The 22,292-nt window shown below is 60.6% G+C and carries 22 protein-coding genes; 7 read left to right on the forward strand and 15 right to left on the reverse strand.

Annotated elements, in window-relative coordinates; all coding sequences use genetic code 11:
• Positions 1 to 57 precede the first annotated feature (57 nt).
• The 4 genes from JTY93_RS25875 to JTY93_RS25890 form a co-directional block, all read right to left on the reverse strand.
• Positions 58 to 978, reverse strand: coding sequence for an SdiA-regulated domain-containing protein (locus JTY93_RS25875; RefSeq protein ID WP_169991326.1), 921 nt, complete (start codon positions 976 to 978; stop codon positions 58 to 60).
• A 122-nt stretch (positions 979 to 1,100) separates the two neighbouring features.
• Entirely contained in the window at positions 1,101 to 2,027 is a 927-nt protein-coding gene (locus tag JTY93_RS25880) for an SdiA-regulated domain-containing protein (protein ID WP_205479922.1), read from the reverse strand.
• Positions 2,028 to 2,289: 262 nt separating this feature from the next.
• A complete protein-coding gene (locus JTY93_RS25885; RefSeq protein ID WP_205479924.1) occupies positions 2,290 to 2,955 on the reverse strand; it encodes a fumarylacetoacetate hydrolase family protein in 666 nt (221 codons plus the stop codon).
• Between the two features lie 24 nt (positions 2,956 to 2,979).
• Positions 2,980 to 4,374, reverse strand: coding sequence for a D-2-hydroxyglutarate dehydrogenase (locus JTY93_RS25890; RefSeq protein ID WP_205479926.1), 1,395 nt, complete (start codon positions 4,372 to 4,374; stop codon positions 2,980 to 2,982).
• Positions 4,375 to 4,579: 205 nt separating this feature from the next.
• On the opposite strand from JTY93_RS25890, the gene serA reads away from it, so the two are divergent.
• Entirely contained in the window at positions 4,580 to 5,809 is a 1,230-nt protein-coding gene (gene serA / locus JTY93_RS25895) for a phosphoglycerate dehydrogenase (RefSeq protein ID WP_029289418.1), read from the forward strand.
• A gap of 63 nt (positions 5,810 to 5,872) precedes the next feature.
• Here the strand turns inward: serA and JTY93_RS25900 are convergent, their stop codons facing one another.
• Positions 5,873 to 6,310 carry a DUF4399 domain-containing protein gene (locus JTY93_RS25900; protein WP_029289419.1) on the reverse strand — a complete coding sequence of 146 codons (438 nt, stop codon included), beginning with the start codon at positions 6,308 to 6,310 and terminating at the stop codon, positions 5,873 to 5,875.
• 134 nt (positions 6,311 to 6,444) lie between these two features.
• Between JTY93_RS25900 and JTY93_RS25905 the strand changes: the two genes are divergently transcribed.
• Positions 6,445 to 7,068: a transporter substrate-binding domain-containing protein gene (locus tag JTY93_RS25905; protein ID WP_205479928.1), complete on the forward strand. Its 624-nt coding sequence runs from the start codon at positions 6,445 to 6,447 to the stop codon at positions 7,066 to 7,068.
• Positions 7,069 to 7,111: 43 nt separating this feature from the next.
• On the opposite strand, the gene JTY93_RS25910 is transcribed toward JTY93_RS25905, so the two are convergent.
• Positions 7,112 to 7,606, reverse strand: a complete 495-nt coding sequence (locus tag JTY93_RS25910; RefSeq protein WP_205479931.1) for a 2-thiouracil desulfurase family protein — start codon at positions 7,604 to 7,606, stop codon at positions 7,112 to 7,114.
• 2 nt (positions 7,607 to 7,608) lie between these two features.
• Positions 7,609 to 8,241 (reverse strand): 2OG-Fe(II) oxygenase, encoded by a 633-nt coding sequence (locus JTY93_RS25915; RefSeq protein WP_205479941.1) that lies wholly within the window; start codon positions 8,239 to 8,241, stop codon positions 7,609 to 7,611.
• Between the two features lie 131 nt (positions 8,242 to 8,372).
• On the opposite strand from JTY93_RS25915, the gene JTY93_RS25920 reads away from it, so the two are divergent.
• Entirely contained in the window at positions 8,373 to 9,125 is a 753-nt protein-coding gene (locus JTY93_RS25920; protein ID WP_029289427.1) for a DUF2059 domain-containing protein, read from the forward strand.
• Positions 9,126 to 9,247: 122 nt separating this feature from the next.
• Here JTY93_RS25920 and bipL read toward each other — a convergent pair whose 3' ends face one another.
• On the reverse strand, positions 9,248 to 10,189 hold the full coding sequence (bipL, locus tag JTY93_RS25925) for a phospholipase BipL (RefSeq protein WP_205479933.1): 942 nt from the start codon (positions 10,187 to 10,189) through the stop codon (positions 9,248 to 9,250).
• Between the two features lie 111 nt (positions 10,190 to 10,300).
• Here bipL and JTY93_RS25930 point away from each other — a divergent pair, with 111 nt between their 5' ends.
• Together JTY93_RS25930 and JTY93_RS25935 are read left to right on the forward strand one after the other, a co-directional pair.
• Positions 10,301 to 10,873 carry a DUF6436 domain-containing protein gene (locus JTY93_RS25930; protein WP_169991308.1) on the forward strand — a complete coding sequence of 191 codons (573 nt, stop codon included), beginning with the start codon at positions 10,301 to 10,303 and terminating at the stop codon, positions 10,871 to 10,873.
• A gap of 30 nt (positions 10,874 to 10,903) precedes the next feature.
• On the forward strand, positions 10,904 to 13,273 hold the full coding sequence (locus JTY93_RS25935) for a penicillin acylase family protein (protein WP_205479935.1): 2,370 nt from the start codon (positions 10,904 to 10,906) through the stop codon (positions 13,271 to 13,273).
• Between the two features lie 140 nt (positions 13,274 to 13,413).
• On the opposite strand, the gene JTY93_RS25940 is transcribed toward JTY93_RS25935, so the two are convergent.
• Positions 13,414 to 14,319 (reverse strand): AraC family transcriptional regulator, encoded by a 906-nt coding sequence (locus JTY93_RS25940; RefSeq protein WP_205479675.1) that lies wholly within the window; start codon positions 14,317 to 14,319, stop codon positions 13,414 to 13,416.
• 99 nt (positions 14,320 to 14,418) lie between these two features.
• Between JTY93_RS25940 and JTY93_RS25945 the strand changes: the two genes are divergently transcribed.
• A complete protein-coding gene (locus tag JTY93_RS25945) occupies positions 14,419 to 14,772 on the forward strand; it encodes a carboxymuconolactone decarboxylase family protein (RefSeq protein WP_028618364.1) in 354 nt (117 codons plus the stop codon).
• Here JTY93_RS25945 and JTY93_RS25950 read toward each other — a convergent pair.
• The gene (locus tag JTY93_RS25950; protein ID WP_205479676.1) at positions 14,750 to 15,715 is read right to left on the reverse strand and encodes a GlxA family transcriptional regulator; all 966 of its coding nucleotides are present in this window, start codon (positions 15,713 to 15,715) and stop codon (positions 14,750 to 14,752) included. The two genes, JTY93_RS25945 and JTY93_RS25950, sit on opposite strands and share 23 nt — an antisense overlap.
• Positions 15,716 to 16,039: 324 nt before the next feature.
• Between JTY93_RS25950 and JTY93_RS25955 the strand changes: the two genes are divergently transcribed.
• Entirely contained in the window at positions 16,040 to 16,681 is a 642-nt protein-coding gene (locus JTY93_RS25955; protein WP_205479677.1) for an HD domain-containing protein, read from the forward strand.
• 116 nt (positions 16,682 to 16,797) lie between these two features.
• Here JTY93_RS25955 and JTY93_RS25960 read toward each other — a convergent pair whose 3' ends face one another.
• The 5 genes from JTY93_RS25960 to JTY93_RS25980 all read right to left on the reverse strand — a co-directional run bounded on the left by JTY93_RS25960 (position 16,798) and on the right by JTY93_RS25980 (position 22,234).
• Positions 16,798 to 17,682, reverse strand: a complete 885-nt coding sequence (locus JTY93_RS25960) for an ABC transporter permease subunit (protein WP_057440425.1) — start codon at positions 17,680 to 17,682, stop codon at positions 16,798 to 16,800.
• Complete coding sequence (locus JTY93_RS25965) at positions 17,679 to 18,599, reverse strand: ABC transporter permease subunit (RefSeq protein ID WP_240344623.1); 921 nt, start codon at positions 18,597 to 18,599, stop codon at positions 17,679 to 17,681. Before JTY93_RS25965 ends, JTY93_RS25960 begins: the two co-directional genes overlap by 4 nt.
• Positions 18,596 to 19,738: an ABC transporter ATP-binding protein gene (locus tag JTY93_RS25970; protein WP_029289449.1), complete on the reverse strand. Its 1,143-nt coding sequence runs from the start codon at positions 19,736 to 19,738 to the stop codon at positions 18,596 to 18,598. Before JTY93_RS25970 ends, JTY93_RS25965 begins: the two co-directional genes overlap by 4 nt.
• A 67-nt stretch (positions 19,739 to 19,805) precedes the next feature.
• Positions 19,806 to 20,900 (reverse strand): polyamine ABC transporter substrate-binding protein, encoded by a 1,095-nt coding sequence (locus JTY93_RS25975; protein ID WP_205479678.1) that lies wholly within the window; start codon positions 20,898 to 20,900, stop codon positions 19,806 to 19,808.
• Between the two features lie 239 nt (positions 20,901 to 21,139).
• Positions 21,140 to 22,234: a polyamine ABC transporter substrate-binding protein gene (locus JTY93_RS25980; protein WP_205479682.1), complete on the reverse strand. Its 1,095-nt coding sequence runs from the start codon at positions 22,232 to 22,234 to the stop codon at positions 21,140 to 21,142.
• Positions 22,235 to 22,292: the final 58 nt, after the last annotated feature.

Raw genomic sequence — 22,292 nt, forward strand, 5'->3', positions numbered from 1 at the left:
CGCGTTCAACCAGACACAACGCGTTGGCGTTGACGTTCTTCGCGAGCAAGCTCGCTCCTACAGTGGGTCGGTTTTCTTCTTGAAGACGTAGAACAGGTTCGGCTCACTGACCAGGTACAGCGTGCCCTCGTCATCCATGGCAATACCCTCGGCCTGGGGCACGCGCTTCTTCAGGCCATGGCGCCCCTTGAGCAGTGACAGGCTGCTCAAGGGCCGACCGTCGATATCCAATTCCAGCACCAGATACGACTCATCGGACAGCGCCAGCAAGTGGCCGCTGCGCTCATCGTATTGCAGGCTGGACAGGTCGCGCACAAACAGCCCAGCATCGCGCCGGGGGTTGTTGACGACATGGACCGAGTAGGTTTTTTCGGGTTTGAAATGCGGAAACCCATGCACTTCGTAGATCAGCATCGGATCCCGCTCCTTGGCGACAAACAGGCGCTTGCCCACCGAGTCATAGGCCAGCCCTTCAAACCCTTTATTGCCTTTGAGGTGCACACCCAAGGTCATCTGCTCGGCGTCCGCCGCGTCGAGGAACTGCGTGTCGTCCTCCAGGTGGATCTTGATCAAGCGCTGCTGGCGTTCATCGCTGACCACATAAGTGTTCTCGCTGATGAACTCCACCGCTTCGGCATCGCCAAAACCCACCAGGTTGATACGCCGCAGGATCTTGCCGTCCAGGGACAGCTCGACCAGTTCGGCGTTTTGGTTGGTCACGGTAAACAGACTCTTACGCACCGGATCGAAGGTCAGTGCCGACACATCATCGTCCAGGCCGTCGATCACCTGGGCTTCCAGTACCACTTGATAGTCCGCCAGGCCAATGGATCGTTCGTCCACCGGCTGGCGCCAGGTCTGCCAGTTAAACCAGGCACGCTCGAATAAACGAAATTGCTGGGCGACCACGCCCACGGCAACCAGGGCGATCAACAACAGGATAAACAGGGCGGGTTTAGGGCGGGCAAATCGGCGCATGGGGGGCTGGCTCAAAGTCAAAACTGGCAAATAAATATCACAGCCATCTGAATTTAAACTTAAACGCAGCGCAGTGTCTGGGGAATGCCGCGCAGAGAGAAGAGTCCGACGTAATCAATCGGCTATTTCTGCTTCTCGAAGCGGTAGAACAGATTGGGTTCACTGACCATGTACAGCGTGCCGTTTTCGTCCATGGTCACGCCTTCGGCGCGGGGGATCGTATTTTTCAGGCCATTGAAGCCACCAAGCACGGTCATGAAGCTGACTTGCTCGCCTTTTTTGTCCAGTTCCAGCAGCAGATGGGAGTCGGCGGACAGTACCAACAGGTGGCCGGTACGCGGATCGACACTCAGGGCCGAAAGGTTGCGGATATCCAGCTCGGAGCTGGGCAATCTCTGCTTGTCGCCAGCCAGGGTCTGGCTGCCGTCGCTGGCCCAGGTAAACAGCTGCGCTGGCCGCTCGATACCCAACACCAGCTGTTGATTGCGCTTGTCCCAGGTGATGGCCTCGAACGCCTTGTTCTGGTTCTTGGAGGGGCCCAGGTCGTAGCTCGGGTAGTCTGAGAAATCCAGTTGCCGCGTGTCGGCATCAACCTTGACCAGGGTCACGTTGTGCCGGCGCTCGTCCACGATGCCCAGCACGCCGTTTTCCATGACCGTCACGCCTTCCGGGTTGCTCCAGCCCACCAGCGCAATCTTGCGCAGCACATCACCCTGCAGGCTCAGCTCCACCAGGAACGGGTTCCTGCCCATGACCGCGAACAGGGTCTTGGTCCTGGGGTCGTAGGCCAGATCCGAAGCTTCGTCCTTTTCCATGCCGGGCAACGGCTTGGCATCGATCACTGCACGGTAATCCGGAAGCCAGACGCTCTCCCGACGCTCCATCGGGCTTTCAAACCGCTCCAATACCCACAGTGCGCCCCGGTCATCCCAGTGCATCAACCAGGAAATCCCATAGAAGATCGCTCCGACCAGGAACAGCCAAGAGTACCAGCGCATATTCAGGCGCGGGCGAGGAGTGAGTTTCACAGAAGGGAGAGGCATAGCCATGGAGGCATTCCAGATAATCGACTGTAGGTTATAGCCCAGGCTCAGAGCGCCTGCGTGCCATATGGCCAAGGATTATCCGGATGGAGTGTGAAAAAAATGCAAAGCGCCGATTTGCGCAGTCGCACAAATAATCTGTGTACGAGCTTGTGTGGGAGCCGGGCTTGCCCGCGATGCAAGCACCGTGGTGTATCAGGCACACCGCAGTGATGCTATCGCAGGCAAGCCAGCTCCCACACAAGCCGGCGCCTGCAGAGGGATGGGATTAGCGTACAGAGCTTTCGAAGCGGCTCACGCCGGGCAGTTCCAGCACCAGTTCATCACCCACTTCCAGCGGGCCCACGCCCACAGGCGTACCGGTCAGGATCACATCACCGGCCTGCAGCGAGAAGCAGCCGGCCATGTGCTGGATCATCGGCACGATCGGGTTGAGCATCTGCGCACTGTTGCCGTCCTGGCGCACCTGGCCATTGATGGTCAGGCGAATGCCGATATCGGTCAGGTCCGGGAAGGTGCTGCCCACCACGAACGGCGCAATGACTGCCGCACCGTCGAAGGACTTGGCAATTTCCCACGGCAGGCCCTTGGCCTTGAGCTCGGACTGCTTGTCGCGCAAGGTCAGGTCCAGGGCCGGGGCGAAGCCGGAGATGGCGTCCAGCACTTCTTCACGGCTCGGGGTTTTCGACAGGGGTTTGCCGATCAGCACCGCGATTTCAGCTTCGTAGTGCACCGAACCGCGCTCGGCTGGAATGGCAAAGCCGCCTTCCAATGGCACCACGCAACTGCCCGGCTTGATAAACAGCAGGGGCTCGGTCGGCACCGGGTTATCCAATTCCTTGGCATGTTCGGCGTAGTTGCGCCCGATGCAAACCACTTTGCCCAGCGGGAAGTGGATATGGGTGCCGTCGACGTACTTGTGCTGATAGCTCATGGACCGCTTCCTCTTTCGTGATGGTTAAACAGCGAAGATCTTGCCCGGGTTCATGATCCCGTTCGGGTCGAACACCGCTTTCACTGCCTTCATATATTCGATTTCAACCGGGGAGCGGCTGTAGGTCAGGTAATCACGCTTGGTCATGCCCACGCCATGTTCGGCGGAGATCGAGCCGTTGTACTTCTCGACGGTTTCAAACACCCACTTGTTGACGGTGGCGCACTTGGCGAAGAACTCGTCCTTGGACAGGTTTTCCGGCTTGAGGATGTTCAAGTGCAAGTTGCCGTCGCCGATATGGCCGAACCAGACGATTTCGAAGTCGGGATAGTGTTCGCCGACAATCGCGTCGATTTCCTTGAGGAATGCCGGCACTTTCGACACGGTGACCGAGATGTCGTTCTTGTAGGGCGTCCAGTGGGAGATGGTCTCGGAGATGTACTCGCGCAGCTTCCACAGGTTGTGCAGCTGGGTTTCACTCTGGCTCATCACGCCATCCAGCACCCAGCCCTGCTCGACACAGTGCTCGAAGGTTTCCAGGGCGTGGTTGGCGACTTCTTCGGTGGTGGCTTCAAATTCCAGCAGCGCGTAGAACGGGCATTCGGTTTCGAACGGCGCCGGCACATCGCCACGGCCCATGACCTTGGCCAGGGCCTTGTCGGAGAAAAACTCGAAAGCCGTCAGATCCAGCTTGCTCTGGAACGCGTGCAGCACCGGCATGATCGAGTCGAAGTCGGTGGTGCCGAGCACCATGGCAGTCAGGTTTTTAGGCGCACGATCCAGGCGCATGGTGGCTTCGACCACAAAACCCAGGGTGCCTTCGGCGCCGATAAACAGCTGGCGCATGTCGTAGCCGGTGGCGTTCTTGATCAGGTCGCGGTTGAGCTCCAGTACATCACCCTTGCCGGTGACGACCTTCATGCCGGCCACCCAATTTCGGGTCATGCCGTAGCGAATAACCTTGATCCCGCCGGCATTGGTGCCGATATTGCCGCCAATCTGGCTGGAACCGGACGAGGCGAAGTCCACCGGGTAGTACAGGCCGTTTTCTTCAGCGACGTTCTGCAATTGCTTGGTGACCACGCCCGGCTGACACACGGCGGTGCGGTCGGTGAGGTTCACGTCGAGGATCTGGTTCATGTAGTCGAACGACACCACCACTTCGCCATTCGCGGCAACGGCCGCCGCCGACAAGCCGGTACGCCCACCGGATGGCACCAGCGCCACCTTGTGTTCATTGGCCCAACGGACAATAGCCTGTACCTGCTCAATGGTCTTGGGGAAGACGATAGCGGTCGGCGCGGGGGCGAAATGCTTGGTCCAATCCTTGCCGTAAGCCTCCAGGGAGTCGGCATCGGTCAGCACTTTGCCGGGCTCAACCAGGGTCTTTAGCTCATCAATCAGGGCAGGATGGGTCATCGACAGAACTCTCGAACAATTCATGGTCATCCTGAGAACGCTTCACGTCGCAGGAATGAGTGTTTAGCGGGGCGCGTATGCTAGCATACCGCCCCCGCAGGACAGAGCCCAAGGGCGTTTCTGCGGTGACGGCTTTCCTGCCGTCCGGGTCAGCTTAAGTGATCCGATTCCCTGCCATTTTTCTCCGGGATACAGGTTTACGCAGATGAGCAAGACTTCTCTCGATAAGAGCAAGATCAAGTTCCTTCTTCTGGAAGGCGTCCACCCATCGGCCGTCGACGTCCTAAAGGCCGCCGGGTACACCAGCATTGAGTACATCACCAGTTCTCTGCCGGAATCCCAGCTCAAGGAAAAGATCGCCGACGCGCACTTTATCGGCATTCGCTCCCGCACCCAGCTGACCGAAGAGATCTTCGATCACGCCAAGAAGCTGGTGGCTGTCGGCTGTTTCTGCATCGGCACCAACCAGGTCGACCTCAATGCGGCGCGCGAGCGCGGTATCGCGGTGTTCAACGCCCCGTACTCCAACACCCGTTCCGTGGCGGAGCTGGTATTGGCCGAAGCCATCCTGTTGCTGCGCGGCATCCCTGAGAAGAACGCTTCCTGCCACCGTGGCGGCTGGATCAAAAGCGCAGCCAACTCCTTCGAAATCCGCGGCAAGAAGCTGGGTATCGTCGGTTACGGTTCGATCGGCACGCAATTGTCGGTACTGGCCGAAGGCCTGGGCATGCAGGTGTTCTTCTATGACACCCTGACCAAGCTGCCATTGGGCAACGCCACCCAAGTGTCGAGCCTGACCGAGCTGCTGGGCATGTCCGATATCGTGACCCTGCACGTGCCGGAAACCGCTGAGACCCAGTGGATGATCGGCGAAAAGGAAATCCGCGCCATCAAGAAGGGCGGGATCCTGATCAACGCCGCTCGCGGCACCGTGGTCGAGCTCGATGCCCTGGCCGACGCGATCAAGGACAAGCACCTGATCGGCGCCGCCATCGACGTGTTCCCGGTGGAGCCGCGCTCCAACGACGACATTTTCGAAAGCCCGCTGCGTGGCCTGGACAACGTGATCCTGACCCCGCACATCGGCGGTTCCACCGCTGAAGCCCAGGCAAACATCGGTCTGGAAGTGGCAGAGAAGCTGGTCAAGTACAGCGACAACGGTACGTCGGTGTCCTCGGTCAACTTCCCGGAAGTGGCCCTGCCGGCTCACCCTGGCAAGCACCGCCTGCTGCACATCCACCAGAACATCCCGGGTGTGATGATGGAGATCAACAAGGTCTTCGCGGAAAACGGCATCAACATCTCCGGTCAGTTCCTGCAGACCAACGAGAAGGTTGGCTACGTGGTGATCGACGTCGACGCCGAGTACTCGGACCTGGCGCAAGAGAAGCTGCAGCACATCAGCGGTACTATCCGTAGCCGCGTGTTGTTCTAAGGTTTCAGACGCACCACGAAGAAGGGAGCCCTGAGGGCTCCCTTTTTTTCGTCTGAACAAATCTTACTTGACGGTAACGGTGATCACTTTTGAAGCTACAGTAGGTTCAAACTGACGGTGAACGTTATCGCCCGCCACCAGTTGCAGGGTGTGCTTGCCGGGGGCCAGGGTCAGTTCAGTCTTGGTTTGTGCCTTGCCGAAATGGATCACGGTATCGGTGGCGGGAATCGGCTGGCTTGGGTCGGGCAACTCCTTCTGATCAACCAGCAAGTGGTGATGGCCGGCACCTGGGACTTGTTTGTCGATAGGCTCCAGGTCCATGCCCTTGATGCCAAACTCAACGGTGAAGGTCTTGTCGACGGTAGCGCCATCCTTAGGCGAGACAATAAACACTTCAGCACCCTTGGGCGCAGGCGTACGTGGGACATCGGCGGCTGACGCCAGCATGGAAGCCCCCAGCAGCAGGCTGGCCAGGGTTGCACGAGACAAAATGGCTTTCATTAACTTCTCCAGTTTTTCTGTGAAATCTGTAGGGTTATGACAACTTAGTGACGAAACGTTGTCCAAGGCACTCGACACCATAGCAAAGCGAGCCTGAACCGCGTCTCGCATCTTCGAATTCTTTAGGAGTGACCATGCGTTTTTTGCCTGGCCTGTTACTTGTCCTGCCTTTCTTGAGCCCCTTGGCCCACGCCGAACTGTTTGACGACGTATTTGACCGTGGAGAGCTGCGCATTGCCCTGGAGGCCGATACGCCGCCCTTCAACTTCAAGGAAGGCGACAAACTCACCGGTTTTGAAGTGGAACTGGGTGAGTTGCTGGCTCGGGAAATGGACGTACGCCCCTCCTTTATCACCACCGACGCCACTGACTTGCTGCCCGGAGTAGAGAGTGGCAAGTACGATGTGGCGATCAACCACATCGCTGTGACTGCGCAACTGCAGGATCGTTTCGATTTCAGCGTGCCGTATAGCTATGCCAATGCCCAGATGCTTGCCAACAAGCAGAAAAAACCGCTGTTGAGCGGCCTGGATACACTGACGAGCAGTCAATTTGCCGCCAAGCCCGTCGAGGGCGTGGATCTGCACAGCCGCGTCGATGCCAAGACCACGTTGACCCTGGCCATCCCGTTCCAGAAGGGCAACCCGGCGTTCAAATCGAGCCTGGACAACGCGTTGGAGCGGATCAAGGCCGATGGGCGGCTGACGGCGCTGTCGGAAAAGTGGTTTGAGGCTGACATCAGCAAAGCCACCAAATAACCAATGGGGGGCCAGCATTGTGTGGAGTGGGCTTGTGTGGGATTTAGGTGGGGTTTGGGAGTTGGGCCAGGGCCGCAGCCGCCTCGGCCAACTCCAACTCGCTGAACACCTGCACCCCATGGCGCTTGAGCAACGCCGCCGTCACCCCTTCGCCCGTGACTTTCACCCCACTGAACGTGCCGTCATACGTCAGCAGGTTGCCGCATGACGGGCTATTGGCCTTGAGCACCGCGATACGGATGCCATGGCGCTGCACCAGCGCCAAAGCCTGCCGCGCACCCTCAAGGAAGGCTTCGCTGAAGTCCTCGCCATCGGCGGTCAGCACTTGGGCGCGGCCTTCCCACACAGCTATCCCCTGCCCGCCCGGAATCTCGGCGGACGGCCGTGGCGTAGGCAGGCCCCCAGCGACCTCTGGGCACACCGCAACCACCCGCCCTTCGGCCTGCCAGGCGGCCAGTTGGGCAAATGGCCCGCTGGCCCCGCCGTCATAACGTACGCGATGCCCCAGCAGGCAGCGGCTGACCAGAATCTTTTGCATGCTCAAAACGGCTCGTTGCCCCGCCGGCGAAACCAGCCCGTCAGCGACAGGCGCTCGCGGTGGGCGGGCAGGACTTCATGGGGCACTTCCCCCGACAGGAACACCACCAGGCAACCGCCGGTGGGGTCCACATCGTGTTCAATGCCATCATTGAGATACATGCGCAACTGGCCACCGTGTTCGGGCAGCCAGTCCTGGTTCAGGTAGACCACCGCCGAGACCATGCGCCGGTCATCATCGCGAAAACGGTCGAGGTGCTTGAGGTAGAACGCTCCCGGCGGGTACATGGCGAAGTGGCATTCAAACTCTTCCAGCCCCAGGAACAGCCCACGGTTCATCGCCAGCCGCAGGCTGTCCATCAGCGTCAGGTAGCGGTCGCAGATAGCCGCCTGGCCGGGCTCCAGCCATTGGATATGGTCGCCACGGATCCCCTCGCGAATCTCCTGGGCCGGCCCGCGCCCGACAGCAGCCGGTGCCAATTCACCTTCAGCGGCACGTTTATGGCACTCAGCCGCCAGTTCCAGGGTCAGAGCCTCTGGCAGGAAGATGTTCTGCTGCGACCAGCCTTTCATGGCCAGGTCGTCGACGATGCTTAGCAGCAGCGGGTCATCAGGGGATATTTGCATGGCGCGCATAGTATCCATACGCCTGGCAAACCGACAGCGCCGCCTAGCGCCTAAACACACTTTAGTCAGGTGACTGATAGGACTTCTCGACAAATCCTACGCCCGACACGGACAATAGTGGCCGACTGACAGGAGTCCCTATGCGTCGTTTGTTTTTATCCTTGCTGATGTTCTGCGTGTTGCCCGCCTGGGCAGACAGCCATGACCAGTTGTACGCGGTCGCCGGCTGGCCGGAACAACGCGCGCATTTTAATGACGCCTTGAGTGCCGCCCAGCAGCGCTACCGCAATAGCTTGCCGCCGGCGGTGTACCAGGCGCTGGTGGACAACAGCAATAAACGCTTCGCCCCCAAGGCCATGGATCAGCGCGCCGAAGCCCAGTTGCGCCAGAACCTGGCCGATCCAAAACCGGCGCTGGCGTTTTTCCAGTCGCCTCTGGGACGCAAGATTGTCGCCGCCGAGTTGCTGGCGACCCGCCGCGACCAATTGGCCAAGAATGCCCAGGGCTTGCCGCAGATCCAGGCCGACGCCACGCGTAGCCTGATCATCGGCCACTTGGCCCAGGCGTTGCCCGCCCGCGAAGCCGGTGCCGAGGTCAGCCTGGCGATTGCCGGCGTGGCAGCGGACAGCCTGAGCCAGATGATCCCCGGCCTGTTGGGCGGCGGTCAGGCGCAAGGCATGCTCAACGGCCAGCGCGAGCGGTTGATGCAGCAGATCGGCAATGACCTGAACAACACCTTGCTGTACGTCTACCGGGATCTGTCGGACCCGGAGTTGGAAGAGTTCGCCACGTTTGCCGAATCGCCGGAAGGCAAGGCGTATTACCAGGCAGCGCTGGCAGCGATCCGCGCCGGCCTGGCGGTCGGCCAAAGCACCTCCAGCCTGGCCCCCTGACACCGCCCCCCTGTAGGAGCGAGCTTGCTCGCGAAAAACTCAAGGACACCGCGTTTAACCAGACAGCACGCGTTATCGTTGACGTCCTTCGCGAGCAAGCTCGCTCCTACAGGGGGGGAGGGTTATTTCAGGTGGTCGGTGAGGAACTTGAAGTATTGCTCGCGGATTTCAGGCAATTCATTCGCCAAGTGATGCCGCCCACGCGGCACCATCAGGATCTGCGGCTGATCGAACTTGCCGCGTAGTACCTGCAAGTTGTGCTGCCAATCCACCGTCATATCCTCCTCGCCCTGCACGATCAACGGCCGCCGCGTACTACGCGGGGCGGCCTCGATGCGCTTGATCCAGCGCGCCAGCGCGCCCACCCAGGCGGTCGGCAGTTGCCGGGGCTGCAAGGGGTCGGCTTCGAGGAACGGACGAAACGCCGGGTCATTGCTGTTATCGCTGAAGCGCCGGGCGATGCCTTTGACGAACGGCTTGAGCAGGTAATAGCTGAGCTGTGACCAGCCCCAGGCACGCGGTCGCACCAGCGGCGACAACAGGAAGGTCTGGCCTTGCGCCGGGCTATCCGGGCCATGGTTGAGCAGATGGTCCACCACAATCGCCCCGCCGGTGCTTTGCCCGAACAGATGCCAGGGCTTGGGCAGTTGCAGCGCGTCGGCCTGTTCGAACAAGCCGTTCAGCACCTGCTGGTACACCGCGAAATCATCGATGCTGGCGCGCGGGCCACTGGACAGGCCATGGCCCGGCAAGTCGCAGGCAATCACCACGAAGCCCTGGTCCAGACCCCACTCCACCACGCTGCGGTACAGCCCCATGTGGTCGTAGAAGCCGTGGAACATAAATAGGGTGGCCACCGGTTGCACCGGCCACCAGGCCTGGCTGACCACCGCGAACCCATCCACCTCGAAGCGCCCCAGGCGACTGACTACCGGCTCTTTGCGCGCAGCCAGGTCCAGCCCATAGAAGCGCTGGTAGACCCTGGCCTCGGCCGAAAGCGGCTGCGCGTCCACCAGGGGCCGCAAGCTTTCGCGCAGATGATCGGGGTCAAAGGTAACGGGCATAAGAACTTCCAGACTAGGGCTTCACAGCATTGAACAGATGAATATCGAGTCGCGATATTCATCTGTCAGGGCAAGCATGGCAAGCTACGCCACCGTCGAGGATTGTTCTGAATGCGAAAGCCCTACCGCAACGCCCTGCTCGCCAGCCTGATCCTGCTGATCTGCGCCGCCGTACTGTGGGCCGCGTATGACTGGTTCCAGGGCCGCTATCTGCGGGCATTCAGCGAACATACGGCGGTGTTTTCCGGAGACCCGCTGCGCCTGCCGGACGAGCTGGCAGGCCCCGGTCCGATCCGCCTGGTGCACTTCTGGGACCCGGCCTGCCCGTGTAATGTCGGCAACCAACAGCACCTGAGTGAACTGATTGAGCAATACGCGCCCCAGGGCGTGGAATTCTATGCCCTGCAAAAAGCCGGCAGCCACGGCCAATTGCCCGCGACCCTTGGCGCCATGAAAATCCTCACCACCTTGCCCGGCGCCGACCAGGTGCCCGCCAGCCCGGCGGTGGGCATCTGGGACAGCAACGGCAAACTGGCATACTTCGGCCCTTACAGTGAGGGCCTGACCTGTAATTCGAGCAACAGCTTTATCGAACCGATCCTGCAGGCGCTCAAGAGCGGGCGGGCGGTGAATGCGACCCACACCCTGGCGGTGGGCTGCTATTGTTCCTGGCCGCAAGGTTAAAAGTCCCACTTCTAATAATAAGGATTGTTCATGAAGCGCGTCTTGTCGGGTCTCGCGGCCCTGCTGGTGTTGATCGCCCTCGGGGCCGGCTGGTATGTCTACAGCAAGCAACCCACCCGCCAGGGCACGTTGGAATTGGCCAACCTGCAAGGTTCGGTCACGGTGCGCTACGACGACCGGGGCGTGCCGCATATCCGCGCCGAGAACGAGGCTGACCTGTATCGCGCCCTGGGTTATGTGCACGCCCAGGACCGCCTGTTCCAGATGGAAATCATGCGCCGCCTGGCCCAAGGCGAGTTGGCCGAGGTGCTCGGCGTCAAGTTGCTGGACACCGACAAACTGTTTCGCAGCCTGCGCATCCGTGAGCGCGCCGCCACTTATGCAGCGCAGATGGACCGCCAGTCGCCGCACTGGAAGGCCCTGCAAGCCTATCTGGACGGGATCAACCAGTATCAGGACCACAACGCCAGCCCCATGGAGTTCGACGTGCTGGGCATCCCCAAGCGACCGTTCACCGCCGAAGACACCATCAGCATCGCCGGTTACCTGGCCTACAGCTTTGCCGCAGCCTTTCGCACTGAGCCCTTGCTGACTTATGTGCGCGACCAACTGGGCAGCGACTACCTGAAGGTGTTTGACCTCGACTGGAAGCCAAAGGGCGACCTCGGCCTGGCCACCGCCGACTGGCAAGGCCTGAGCGCCATCGCCCGCCTCAGCGAGCAGGCCCTGGTCGACAACGGCCTGCCGCAGTTCGAAGGCAGCAACGCCTGGGCCATCAGTGGCAACCGCACCAAGAGCGGCAAACCGTTGCTGGCGGGCGACCCGCATATCCGCTTCTCGGTGCCGTCGGTGTGGTACGAGGCGCACCTGTCGGCGCCCGGCTTCGAGCTCTACGGTTATCACAACGCCCTGATACCGGTGGCGTTCCTGGGCCACAACAAAGCGTTTGGCTGGAGCCTGACGATGTTCCAGAACGACGACCTCGACCTGATCGCCGAGAAGGTCAACCCGGACAACCCCAATCAAGTGCGCTACCACGACCAGTGGGTCGACATGACCACCAGCGAGCAGCAGATCGCGGTCAAGGGCCAGGCGCCAGTGACGCTGACCCTGCGCCAGTCGCCCCACGGCCCGATCATCAACGACGTGCTCGGCGCCAATGCGGGCGCCACACCAATTGCCATGTGGTGGGCCTTCCTCGATACCGAAAACCCGATCCTCGACGGGTTCTACCAACTCAACCGCGCCGACACCCTGGCCAAGGCCCGCCAGGCAGCCGCCAAGGTGCATGCGCCGGGGCTGAACATCGTCTGGGCCAATGCCAAGGGTGATATCGGCTGGTGGGCCGCAGCGCAATTGCCGATCCGCCCGGCCGGGGCCAATGCCGGGTTTATCCTCGACGGCAGCACGCCTGAGGCTGACAAGCTGGGCTTCTACCCGTTCAGCGCCAATCCCCAGGAAGAAAACCCGGCCCGTGGTTATGTGGTCTCGGCCAACGCCCAGCCGGTATCGCCCACTGGTATGCAGATTCCCGGCTATTACAACCTCGCGGATCGCGGCCAACAGTTGAACGCGCAATTGAGCGACAACCAGGTCAAATGGGACCTGGACAACAGCCAGGCCCTGCAACTGGGCACCACCACCGCCTACGGGCCCCGCCTGCTGGCGCCGCTGCTGCCGGTGCTGCGTGAAGTGGTCAAGGATCCGGCCGAACTCAAGCTGCTGGAGCAGTTGGCCGCGTGGAAAGGTGACTACCCGGTGGAGTCGATCCCGGCCACGTTGTTCAACCAGTTGCTGTATGACCTGACCGACGCCGCCTTCCGCCCCAAGCTGGGTGACGACATGTTCAAGACCCTGATCACCACCCGCGTGGTCGATGCCGCCTTGCCACGCCTGGCCGCCGCCGCCGATTCGCCGTGGTGGAACGGGCAGCGTGCCGAGACGGTCAAGCGCGCCTGGGACAAGAGCCTGGCCCACCTGAAAACCACCTTCGGCGACGACCCGGCGCAATGGCAATGGGGCAAGGCCCATACCTTGACCCATGGCCATCCGCTGGGCATCAAGAAGCCGCTGGACCAGATCGTCAATGTCGGCCCGTTTGCCTCACCGGGCAGCCACGAAGTGCCGAACAACCTGTCCGCAATCATTGGCCCGGCGCCATGGCCGGTGACTTACGGCCCGTCCACCCGACGCCTGGTCGACTTCGCCGACGCCGCCCACGCACTGACCATCAACCCGGTGGGACAGAGCGGCGTACCGTTCGACAAGCACTATGGCGACCAGGCCGAGACCTACATCGAAGGCGGGTACGAGCAGGCGCATTTTGATGAAGAGGAAGTCCAGGCCAATACGCGCGGCACCCTCAAGCTATTGCCGGCCCGCCCCCCACAACAGCCCTGACGAAACGCCATCAAAAATGTGGGAGGGGCGGTGCGACGATTCGACTTGCTCGCGAATGCGGTGTGTCAGTCTATACATGTGGTGACTGACACTGCGCATTCGCGAGCAAGTCGAATCGTCGCACCGCCCCTCCCACAATTTTAATCTGCGTTGCGCATTCGACCGGGGGCCCGGCCATACGCCTCCTTGAATTTCTTGCTGAATGCCGCCTGGGATTGATAACCCACCCGGGCGGCGATATCCGTCAGGCTCAACCGCGACTGCTGCAACAGATTGAACGCCAGCTCCATGCGCAACTGGGTCAGCAGCACCCACGGCGATACGCCCGCCACTTTGACAAACGCGCGCATGAACGTGGCCCGGGACATCGACGCCGCGCCGGCCAGGCTGTCGATGGTCCAGTCATGCCCGGGCTCGGTCAGCATCGCCTGCCAGGCGCGGCCCAGGCGTTTGTCGGCGAGCAAGGCAAACGTCCCCGTCAGCGACGCTTGTTGTGCCAGCCAGGTGCGCACCAGCAAGGTGAACAGGGCCACCGACAGCGCATCAATGAACGAGCGCGCACCGAGCCGTTCGCCATCCGCTTCGCTGCGCATCAGCGCAATCAGGGCCGCCAGTTGCCCGTCGGCCTGCCATTGCCGACTGGACACCACCAGATACGCCGGCAAGGCCGCGAACAGCAACGACTGGCGATTGTAGTGAAAGCTGCCACAGAGCATCTCTACCTCTGGCTGATCGCCACCCAGGCGATGCACCTGGAGGACACCGTCGTCGATCACCCTGGGTAACATCGCCGGTACCGTCGCCCCCTGGCTGCGCAACAGGTGAGTCGCACCGCCGGGCAGCAACAGGATGTCGCCTTCTTCCAGGGTCACTCGTTGCCCGCCCGAAAGCTCGGCGCGGCAGGTGCCACTGACCACAATGTGGTACGGGGCCACGCCCATGGCCTCGGGCGCATGGTCCAGGGCCCAGTCGCCCTGGAACTGGCAACGTACATCGAGGTTGCCGCGCAGGTTGGCCAGGGTGATCAGGGTGTCGATAGCGTTCATTTGCGAATATCGGTCAAAAAGTTGAGCGGATCGAACAATACCGCCAAACCCGAACGGCACACACTGGCTTCACACCCAACCCGTTCAGGAGTCATCGTAATGTTCAACAACTGGTCCGACTTGCTGCCTACCGTGAAGAAAGCCTTTGGCACACTGGGCAAGAGCAACCCGAAGATGGTCAAAGCCTACATGGCACTCGGCGAAGCCGCCGAGGAAAACAACGTCCTGGATGCCAAGACCCGCGAACTGATCTCGATTGCAGTGGCGATCACCACTCGCTGCGACGGTTGCATCGGCGTGCATGCCGACGCCGCGATCAAGGCCGGAGCCACCCGCGAAGAAGTCGCTGCAACGCTGGCCACTGCCATCTCACTGAATGCCGGCGCCGCCTACATCTACTCGCTGCGCGCGCTGGAAGCCTACGACACGCTTAAACCGGCGCCGCAAAGTTGAGCCGAAACTGCTGCGGCGTCACGCCCAGCCGGCGGTTGAACACACTGCGCATGTGCTGGGCATCGCGAAAGCCGCATTGATAGGCCACGGTCTTGAGCGGCGCGCTGCTGCTTTCGAGCATCACCCGCGCCGCGTCCACCCGTGCCCGCTCGACAAATTCCGCCGGGGTGATCCGCGCCTCCCGGGCAAATACCCGCGAAAAGTTGCGCGCACTCATGTTGGCCGCGCGGGCCAGGTCGGCAATGCCCAGGTCACCGGTCAGGTTCGCCAGCACGTACAACTGCACCTGCGCCACGGCCGAGGAAGATTCGGCATGGGGCGTCAGGAACGGGCTGAACTGGGACTGCCCGCCGCTGCGCTGGGTAAACACCACCAGCCGCTTGGCCACGTTCAAGGCCACTTCCGGGCCGTGGTCCTGGGCCAGCAGGTACAACGACAGATCGATGCCCGCCGTGACCCCGGCCGAGGTGTAGAGGTTGGCGTCTTGCACGTACAGGCGGTCGGCGTCGACCTGGGCTGAGGGGCACAGGCGCGCCAGGTCCGCCGCGTCGCCCCAGTGCGTGGTCACCGTGCGCCCCTCCAGCAAACCGGCACGCGCGAGCATGAACGCGCCGTTGCAGATCGAGCCGAAACGCCGAGCCCTGGCACTGGCGCCCTGCAGCCACTGATTGAACCCCGGGCCGAAATCCTCGAAGGGCAACTGCGGGCCACCGGCTACCAGTAACAGGTCATAGGCTTGCAATGCCTCGCTGTAATGGATGTGGGCCTGCAAGGACAGACCGTTGGAACAGGCGATCAGGCCCTGGACCTGGCCGATGACTTCGAGCTGGTAATGATCCGCAGGCGCCAGGAAGCGATTGGCCTCGCAGAACACGTCCATGGGTCCGGTCACATCCAGTGACTGGACGCCGGGGAAGATCAGGATGGCGACGGTCTTGTGCATGGATGGCACACCTTTCTATCGGAATAAACGAAGAAACAAATGTGGGAGCGGCGGTGCGACGATTCGACTTGCTCGCGAATGCGCAGTGTCAGTCACCAGATGTATAGACTGATCCACCGCTTTCGCGAGCAAGCCCGCTCCCACATTTGGATTGTTGCAGGCTTCAAGGGATGCAGTGCCTGCTACACCCTAGCCGATTTCACGTGGCACGATGTGACCGCACATTGGCCGGGATCGCATCCTCACTGCGATGGCCCTCGCGCACAGGCGCGACCAGACTGCACTCATCAGCGCCAACCCGGCGCTTTCTTGAGGAGCATGACCATGAGCACCACCATCGCCGGCATCAAAATCCCCGACAGTGCCCTGGCCAAGGCTACCACCGAATACATCCGCGACATTGAATCCGACCTGCTCTACCACCACTCCCGCCGCGTCTTCCTGTTTGGCGCCTTGAGCGGCGAGCGCAAGCAATTGACCTACAACCCGGAGCTGCTTTACGTCGGCGCGATGTTCCACGACCTGGGTCTGGTGGCAGGCCACCGCAGCGACAATGAGCGTTTTGAAGTGGACGGCGCCAACGCTGCCGCCGAGTTTCTCAAGCCCTACGGTTTGAGCGATGACGATATCGGACAAGTGTGGCTGTCCATTGCCCTGCACACCACGCCGGGGGTACCTAAGCACCTGCGCCCGACCGTCGCCCTGGTGACCGCTGGCGTGGAGATGGATGTGCTGGGCATGGACTACGCCGCGTTTACCCACGTGCAGCGCGAGGCAGTGGTGCATGCGCATCCACGGGGCGAAGGGTTCAAGGAATGCATCATCTGCGCGTTTGCCGACGGCTTGCGCCATCGTCCGCAGACCACGTTTGGCAACGTGAAGACCGATGTGCTGGTGGATCAGGAGCCGGGGTTCAAGCCGCTGAACTTTGTCGAGGTGATTCGCCAGTCGCCGTGGACTGCCTAGCCTGACTGCAATGCAATCAAAAATGTGGGAGCGGGCTTGCTCGCGAATGCAGTCTGTCAGTTGATAAATGCATTGACTGACACTGCGCATTCGCGAGCAAGCCCGCTCCCACACTTTTAGACCGGTGCGGGCGCCCGGCGTACATCCGGCTGTTTCCAGCCATCCGCTGCCGCTTCTTCGATGGCTTGCTGGATGGCTTTCTTGCGCCGCTCTTCAGCGCGACGGCTGAAGAACCACACCAGGAACGTCACCAGCGACACCGCCAGCAGAATCAGGCTGGCCACGGCGTTGATCTCGGGCTTGACCCCAAGACGCACCGCCGAGAACACTTCCATCGGCAAGGTGGTCGAGCCCGGGCCCGAGACGAAGCTGGCCAGTACCAGGTCATCCAGGGACAACGCGAACGACATCATGCCGCCCGCCGCCAACGACGGCGCGATCATCGGGATAGTGATCAGGAAGAACACCTTCCACGGCCGCGCACCGAGGTCCATGGCCGCCTCTTCGATCGACAGGTCCAGCTCACGCAAGCGCGCCGACACCACCACCGCCACATACGCCGCACAGAACGTGGTGTGGGCGATCCAGATGGTGACGATGCCACGCTCCTGGGGCCAACCGATCATCTGCGCCATGGCCACGAACAGCAGCAACAGCGACAGACCGGTGATCACTTCAGGCATCACCAACGGCGCCGTCACCAGGCCGCCGAACAGCGTGCGGCCCTTGAACTGGCTGATACGGGTCAGCACAAACGCCGCCAACGTACCCAGCGCCACCGCGGCCACCGCCGTGTAGCAGGCGATTTCCAGGGAGCGCGCCACCGAGCCCATCAACTGGGTGTTGTCCAGCAGGCCCACGTACCACTTGATCGACCAACCGCCCCACACCGTCACCAGCTTCGATTCGTTGAACGAATAGATCACCAGAATCAGCATCGGCAGGTAGATGAACAGCAGCCCTACGACCAGCATGAAGCTGGAGAAACTGAAGCGCTTCATACCTTGCCCTCCATCTCTTTGGCTTGGCTGCGGTTAAACAGAATGATCGGCACGATCAGGATCGCCAGCATCACCACCGCCAGGGCAGAAGCTACCGGCCAGTCGCGGTTGTTGAAGAACTCTTGCCACAACACTTTACCGATCATCAAGGTTTCCGGGCCGCCCAGCAGTTCCGGGATCACGAACTCGCCCACCACCGGGATGAACACCAGCATGCAGCCGGCGATGATGCCGTTCTTGGACAGCGGCACGGTGATTTTCCAGAAGCTGTTGAAGGTGCTCGAACCCAGGTCCGACGCGGCTTCCAGCAGGCTCTGGTCATGTTTGACCAGGTTGGCGTACAGCGGCAGGATCATGAACGGCAGGTACGAATAGACCACGCCGATATACACCGCGATGTTGGTGTTGAGGATCTGCAACGGCTCGTTGATCAGCCCCATGGACATCAGGAAGCCATTGAGCAAGCCGTTGTTGCTGAGGATGCCCATCCACGCATACACGCGGACCAGGATCGCGGTCCAGGTCGGCATCATGATCAGCAGCACCAGCACGGTCTGCATCTCTTTGCGCGCACTGGCGATGGCGTAGGCCATCGGGTAGCCGATCAGCAGGCACAAGGCCGTGCTGAAAAACGCCATCTTCAACGAGCCCAGATAGGCGGCGATGTACAGTTCGTCGCCGGCCAGCAGGCTGTAGTTGGCCAGGTTGAGCACCACCTCCAGCTTCTGCTCGATGTAGGTGTAGATCTCGGTGTAGGGCGGGATCGCCACATCGGCTTCGGCAAAGCTGATCTTCAGGACGATGAAGAACGGCAGCATGAAGAACATGAACAGCCACAGGAACGGAATCCCGATGACCACCTGCTTGCCGCTGGGAATTATTCGGTGCAGTCGCCGTTTGAATTTCTTCATGTTCATGAGCGAAGTACCACGCCGCTGTCGTCTTCCCACCACACGTAGACCTGGTCACCCCAGGTCGGCCGCGCGCCACGGCGTTCGGCGTTGGCGACGAAGGACTGCACCAACTTGCCGCTCGGCAGTTCGACGTAGAACACCGAGTGGCCGCCCAGGTAGGCAATGTCATGCACCTTGCCGCTGGACCAGTTGTGCTCGCAGGTCGGCATCTCGGTGGTGACCAGCAGTTTTTCCGGGCGGATGGCGTAGGTCACCGACTTGTCTTCCACCGAAGTGGCGATGCCATAACCCACGTAGATATCGCGGTCCAGGTCGGCGCACTTGAGCACCGCGTGGCCTTCGGCGTCATCCACCACGACGGTGTCGAAGATGTTGACGTTGCCGATGAACTCGCACACCAGGCGGCTGGTGGGGGTTTCGTAGATGTCGATCGGGCTACCGATCTGCGCGATCCAGCCCAGGTGCATGATCGCGATGCGCTCGGCCATGGTCATGGCCTCTTCCTGGTCGTGGGTCACCATCACGCAGGTCACGCCGACACGCTCGATGATTTCGACGAGCTCAAGCTGCATCTGCGAGCGCAGCTTCTTGTCCAGTGCGCCCATCGGCTCATCGAGCAGCAGCAGTTTCGGGCGCTTGGCCAGGGAACGGGCCAGGGCCACGCGCTGACGCTGACCGCCAGACAACTGGTGCGGCTTGCGCTTGGCGTACTGGCTCATCTGTACCAGCTTGAGCATCTCGGCCACGCGGGCCTCGACCTCGGCCTTGGGAATCTTGTCCTGTTGCAGGCCGAAAGCGATGTTCTGCGCCACGGTCATGTGCGGGAACAAGGCGTAGGACTGGAACATCATGTTGATCGGCCGCTCGTAAGGCGGCATGTCGGTGATATCCACACCGTCGAGGAAAATCCGCCCTTCGGTCGGACGCTCGAAACCTGCGAGCATGCGCAGCAAGGTGGACTTGCCCGAACCCGAACCGCCGAGCAAGGCAAAGATCTCGCCTTTCTTGATTTCCAGGGACACATCGTCCACGGCAATCGTCTCGTCGAACTTCTTCGTGACCCGGTCGATTTTGACCAACACCTTTTTCGGTGTCTGGTCGCCCTCGAGGGCTTTCTTATAGGCGCCGGAGGCAACTGCCATTTACGAAACTCCCAGAAAAAAAGACTGCAGAACGTCCCATACGGACGAACCTTGGATAGTTTGAGCCTTACTTGCCCGTCTTGACCTTGGTCCAGCTACGGGTCATCAAGCGTTGCACTTTCGGGGGTAGCTCGAAGTTGACAAACGTCCGGTCGAGAACCGCCTGCGGTGGATAAACCGCTTCGTCGGTGCGTATCGATTGCTCCATCAGCGTGTCCGCCCCGGGGTTAGGGTTGGCGTAGCCGACGTAATCACTGACCTGAGCGATCACTTCAGGTTGCAGCAAATAGTTGATAAAGGCGTGGGCCTCTTTGACGTTGGTCGAGTCCTTGGGGATCGCCAGCACGTCAAACCACAGGTTGCCGCCTTCTTTGGGAATCGCGTAGGCGATGTTCACGCCCTTGCCCGCCTCGCTTGCGCGAGCCTTGGCCTGGAACACATCGCCGGAGAACCCGGCGGCCACGCAGATATTGCCGTTGGCCAGGTCCGAGATGTATTTGGATGAATGGAAGTAGGTCACGTAGGGCCGCACTTTCAGGAGTTTTTCCTCAGCCTTTTTATAGTCAACCGGGTTGGTGCTGTTGGGGTTCAAGCCCATGTAGTTGAGCACCGCCGGCAGCATCTCATCGGCCGAGTCCATGAAGGACACACCGCAACTGGCCAGCTTCTTCATGTTTTCCGGCTCGAACAGCACGGCCCAGGAGTCGATCTTGTCGACGCCCAGTACTTCTTTGACTTTGTCGACGTTGTAGCCAATGCCGTTGGTGCCCCACAGGTAGGGCACGGCGTATTGATTGCCCGGGTCGTTCTTTTCCAGGCGCTTGAGCAGCGCCGGGTCGAGATTGGCGTAGTTGCTCAGCAACGACTTGTCGATCTTCTGGAACGCGCCCGCCTTGATCTGCTTGCCCAGGAAGTGGTTGGACGGCACCACCACGTCATACCCGGTGCGCCCGGCCAGCAACTTGCCTTCCAGGGTTTCGTTGGAATCGAACACGTCATAGACCGGCTTGATGCCGGTGGCCTTTTCAAAGTTGGCCAGGGTGTCGGGGCCGATATAGTCCGACCAGTTATAAACATGCACGGTCGAAGCCGCCTGCACGCTGACTGCCAACGTGAGGCCCGCCCCTACCAGCAAGGCTTTGCGAAATAAAGAAATTGGCAAGTGGAGGTCCTCTTAAATAGTTGGGCCTAAAGTTGTTGCCCGACAACAAAACCGGCGCGCAACTTACCCTCGATAAACCGATCCGGCAAAACTTTCTGTCATTTAATTTGTGAGAGCGGGCCTGGGTGGGAGCGGGCTTGCTCGCGAAGGGGGCGTGTCAGCCAGCATTTATATCTACTGATACACCGCTTTCGCGAGCAAGCCCGCTCCCACACAAGCTCGCTCCTGCAGGTTCTTGCTTATTTGCCTGACTTGATCTTGGTCCAGCTGCGTGTCATTTCACGCTGGGTTGCAGCAGGCAAGTCAGCAATGGCATAGAGCTTGGCCTGCACATCTGCTGGCGGGTAGATGCCTGGGTCGCTGCTGATGTCTTTATCGACCAGTGCGGTGGCTTTCTCGTTACCGTTCGGGAAATGCACGCTGTTGGTGATCGAGGCCATCACTTCTGGCTTGAGCAGATAGTTCAAGAACGTGTAGGCCGCGTCGACGTTCTCGGCATCTTTAGGGATAGCGACCATGTCGAAGAAGCTACCAGCGCCTTCTTTCGGAATGTCGTAGGCCACCTTGACCTTGCCACCGGCTTCAGCCGCGCGGGATTTGGCCTGCTCAATGTCACCCGAGTAACCCACGGCGACGCAGATGTTGCCGTTGGCCAGGTCGGAGATGTACTTGGACGAGTGGAAGTAGCCAATCGAAGGACGGATTTTCAGGAACAGGTCTTCGGCCTGCTTCAGATCGGCCTTCTTCTGAGTGTCGGTCGGCAGGCCCAGATAATGCAGCGCAATCGGCAGCATTTCGGTTGGCGAGTCGAGGAAGCTCACGCCGCAGCTTTTCAGCTTAGCGATGTTCTCAGGCTTGAACAGCACGTCCCAGGAATCGATCTTGTCCACGCCCAGTGCGGCCTTGACCTTCTCCGGGTTGTAGCCGACGCCGATCGAGCCCCACATGTACGGGAAGGCGTGCTTGTTGTCCGGGTCGCTGACCGACACGGCTTTAAGCAGGGATTTGTTCAGATTGTCATAGTTAGACAGCTTGGACTTGTCCAGCTCCTGATACACACCAGCCTTGATCTGCTTGGCCAGGAAGTTGTTCGACGGCACCACCACGTCGTAGCCGGACTTGCCCGCCAACAGCTTGGCTTCCAGGGTTTCGTTGCTGTCGAAAACGTCGTACACCACCTTGATGCCGGACTCTTTCTCAAAGTTGGCAATGGTGTCCGGTGCAATGTAGTCGGACCAGTTATAGACATGCAGTACTTTACTGTCCGCCTGGGCCGCGCCCGCCATCACGCCCATCAGGGACAAGGCCAGGAGGGTCTTGCCAGCGTTCTTCAAACCTAATGCCTTCATTCGGTCATGCTCCAATTTTTCTTTTTTGGGCCACATTTTTCTA

This window comes from Pseudomonas hygromyciniae (assembly GCF_016925675.1).
Lineage (GTDB): Bacteria > Pseudomonadota > Gammaproteobacteria > Pseudomonadales > Pseudomonadaceae > Aquipseudomonas > Aquipseudomonas hygromyciniae.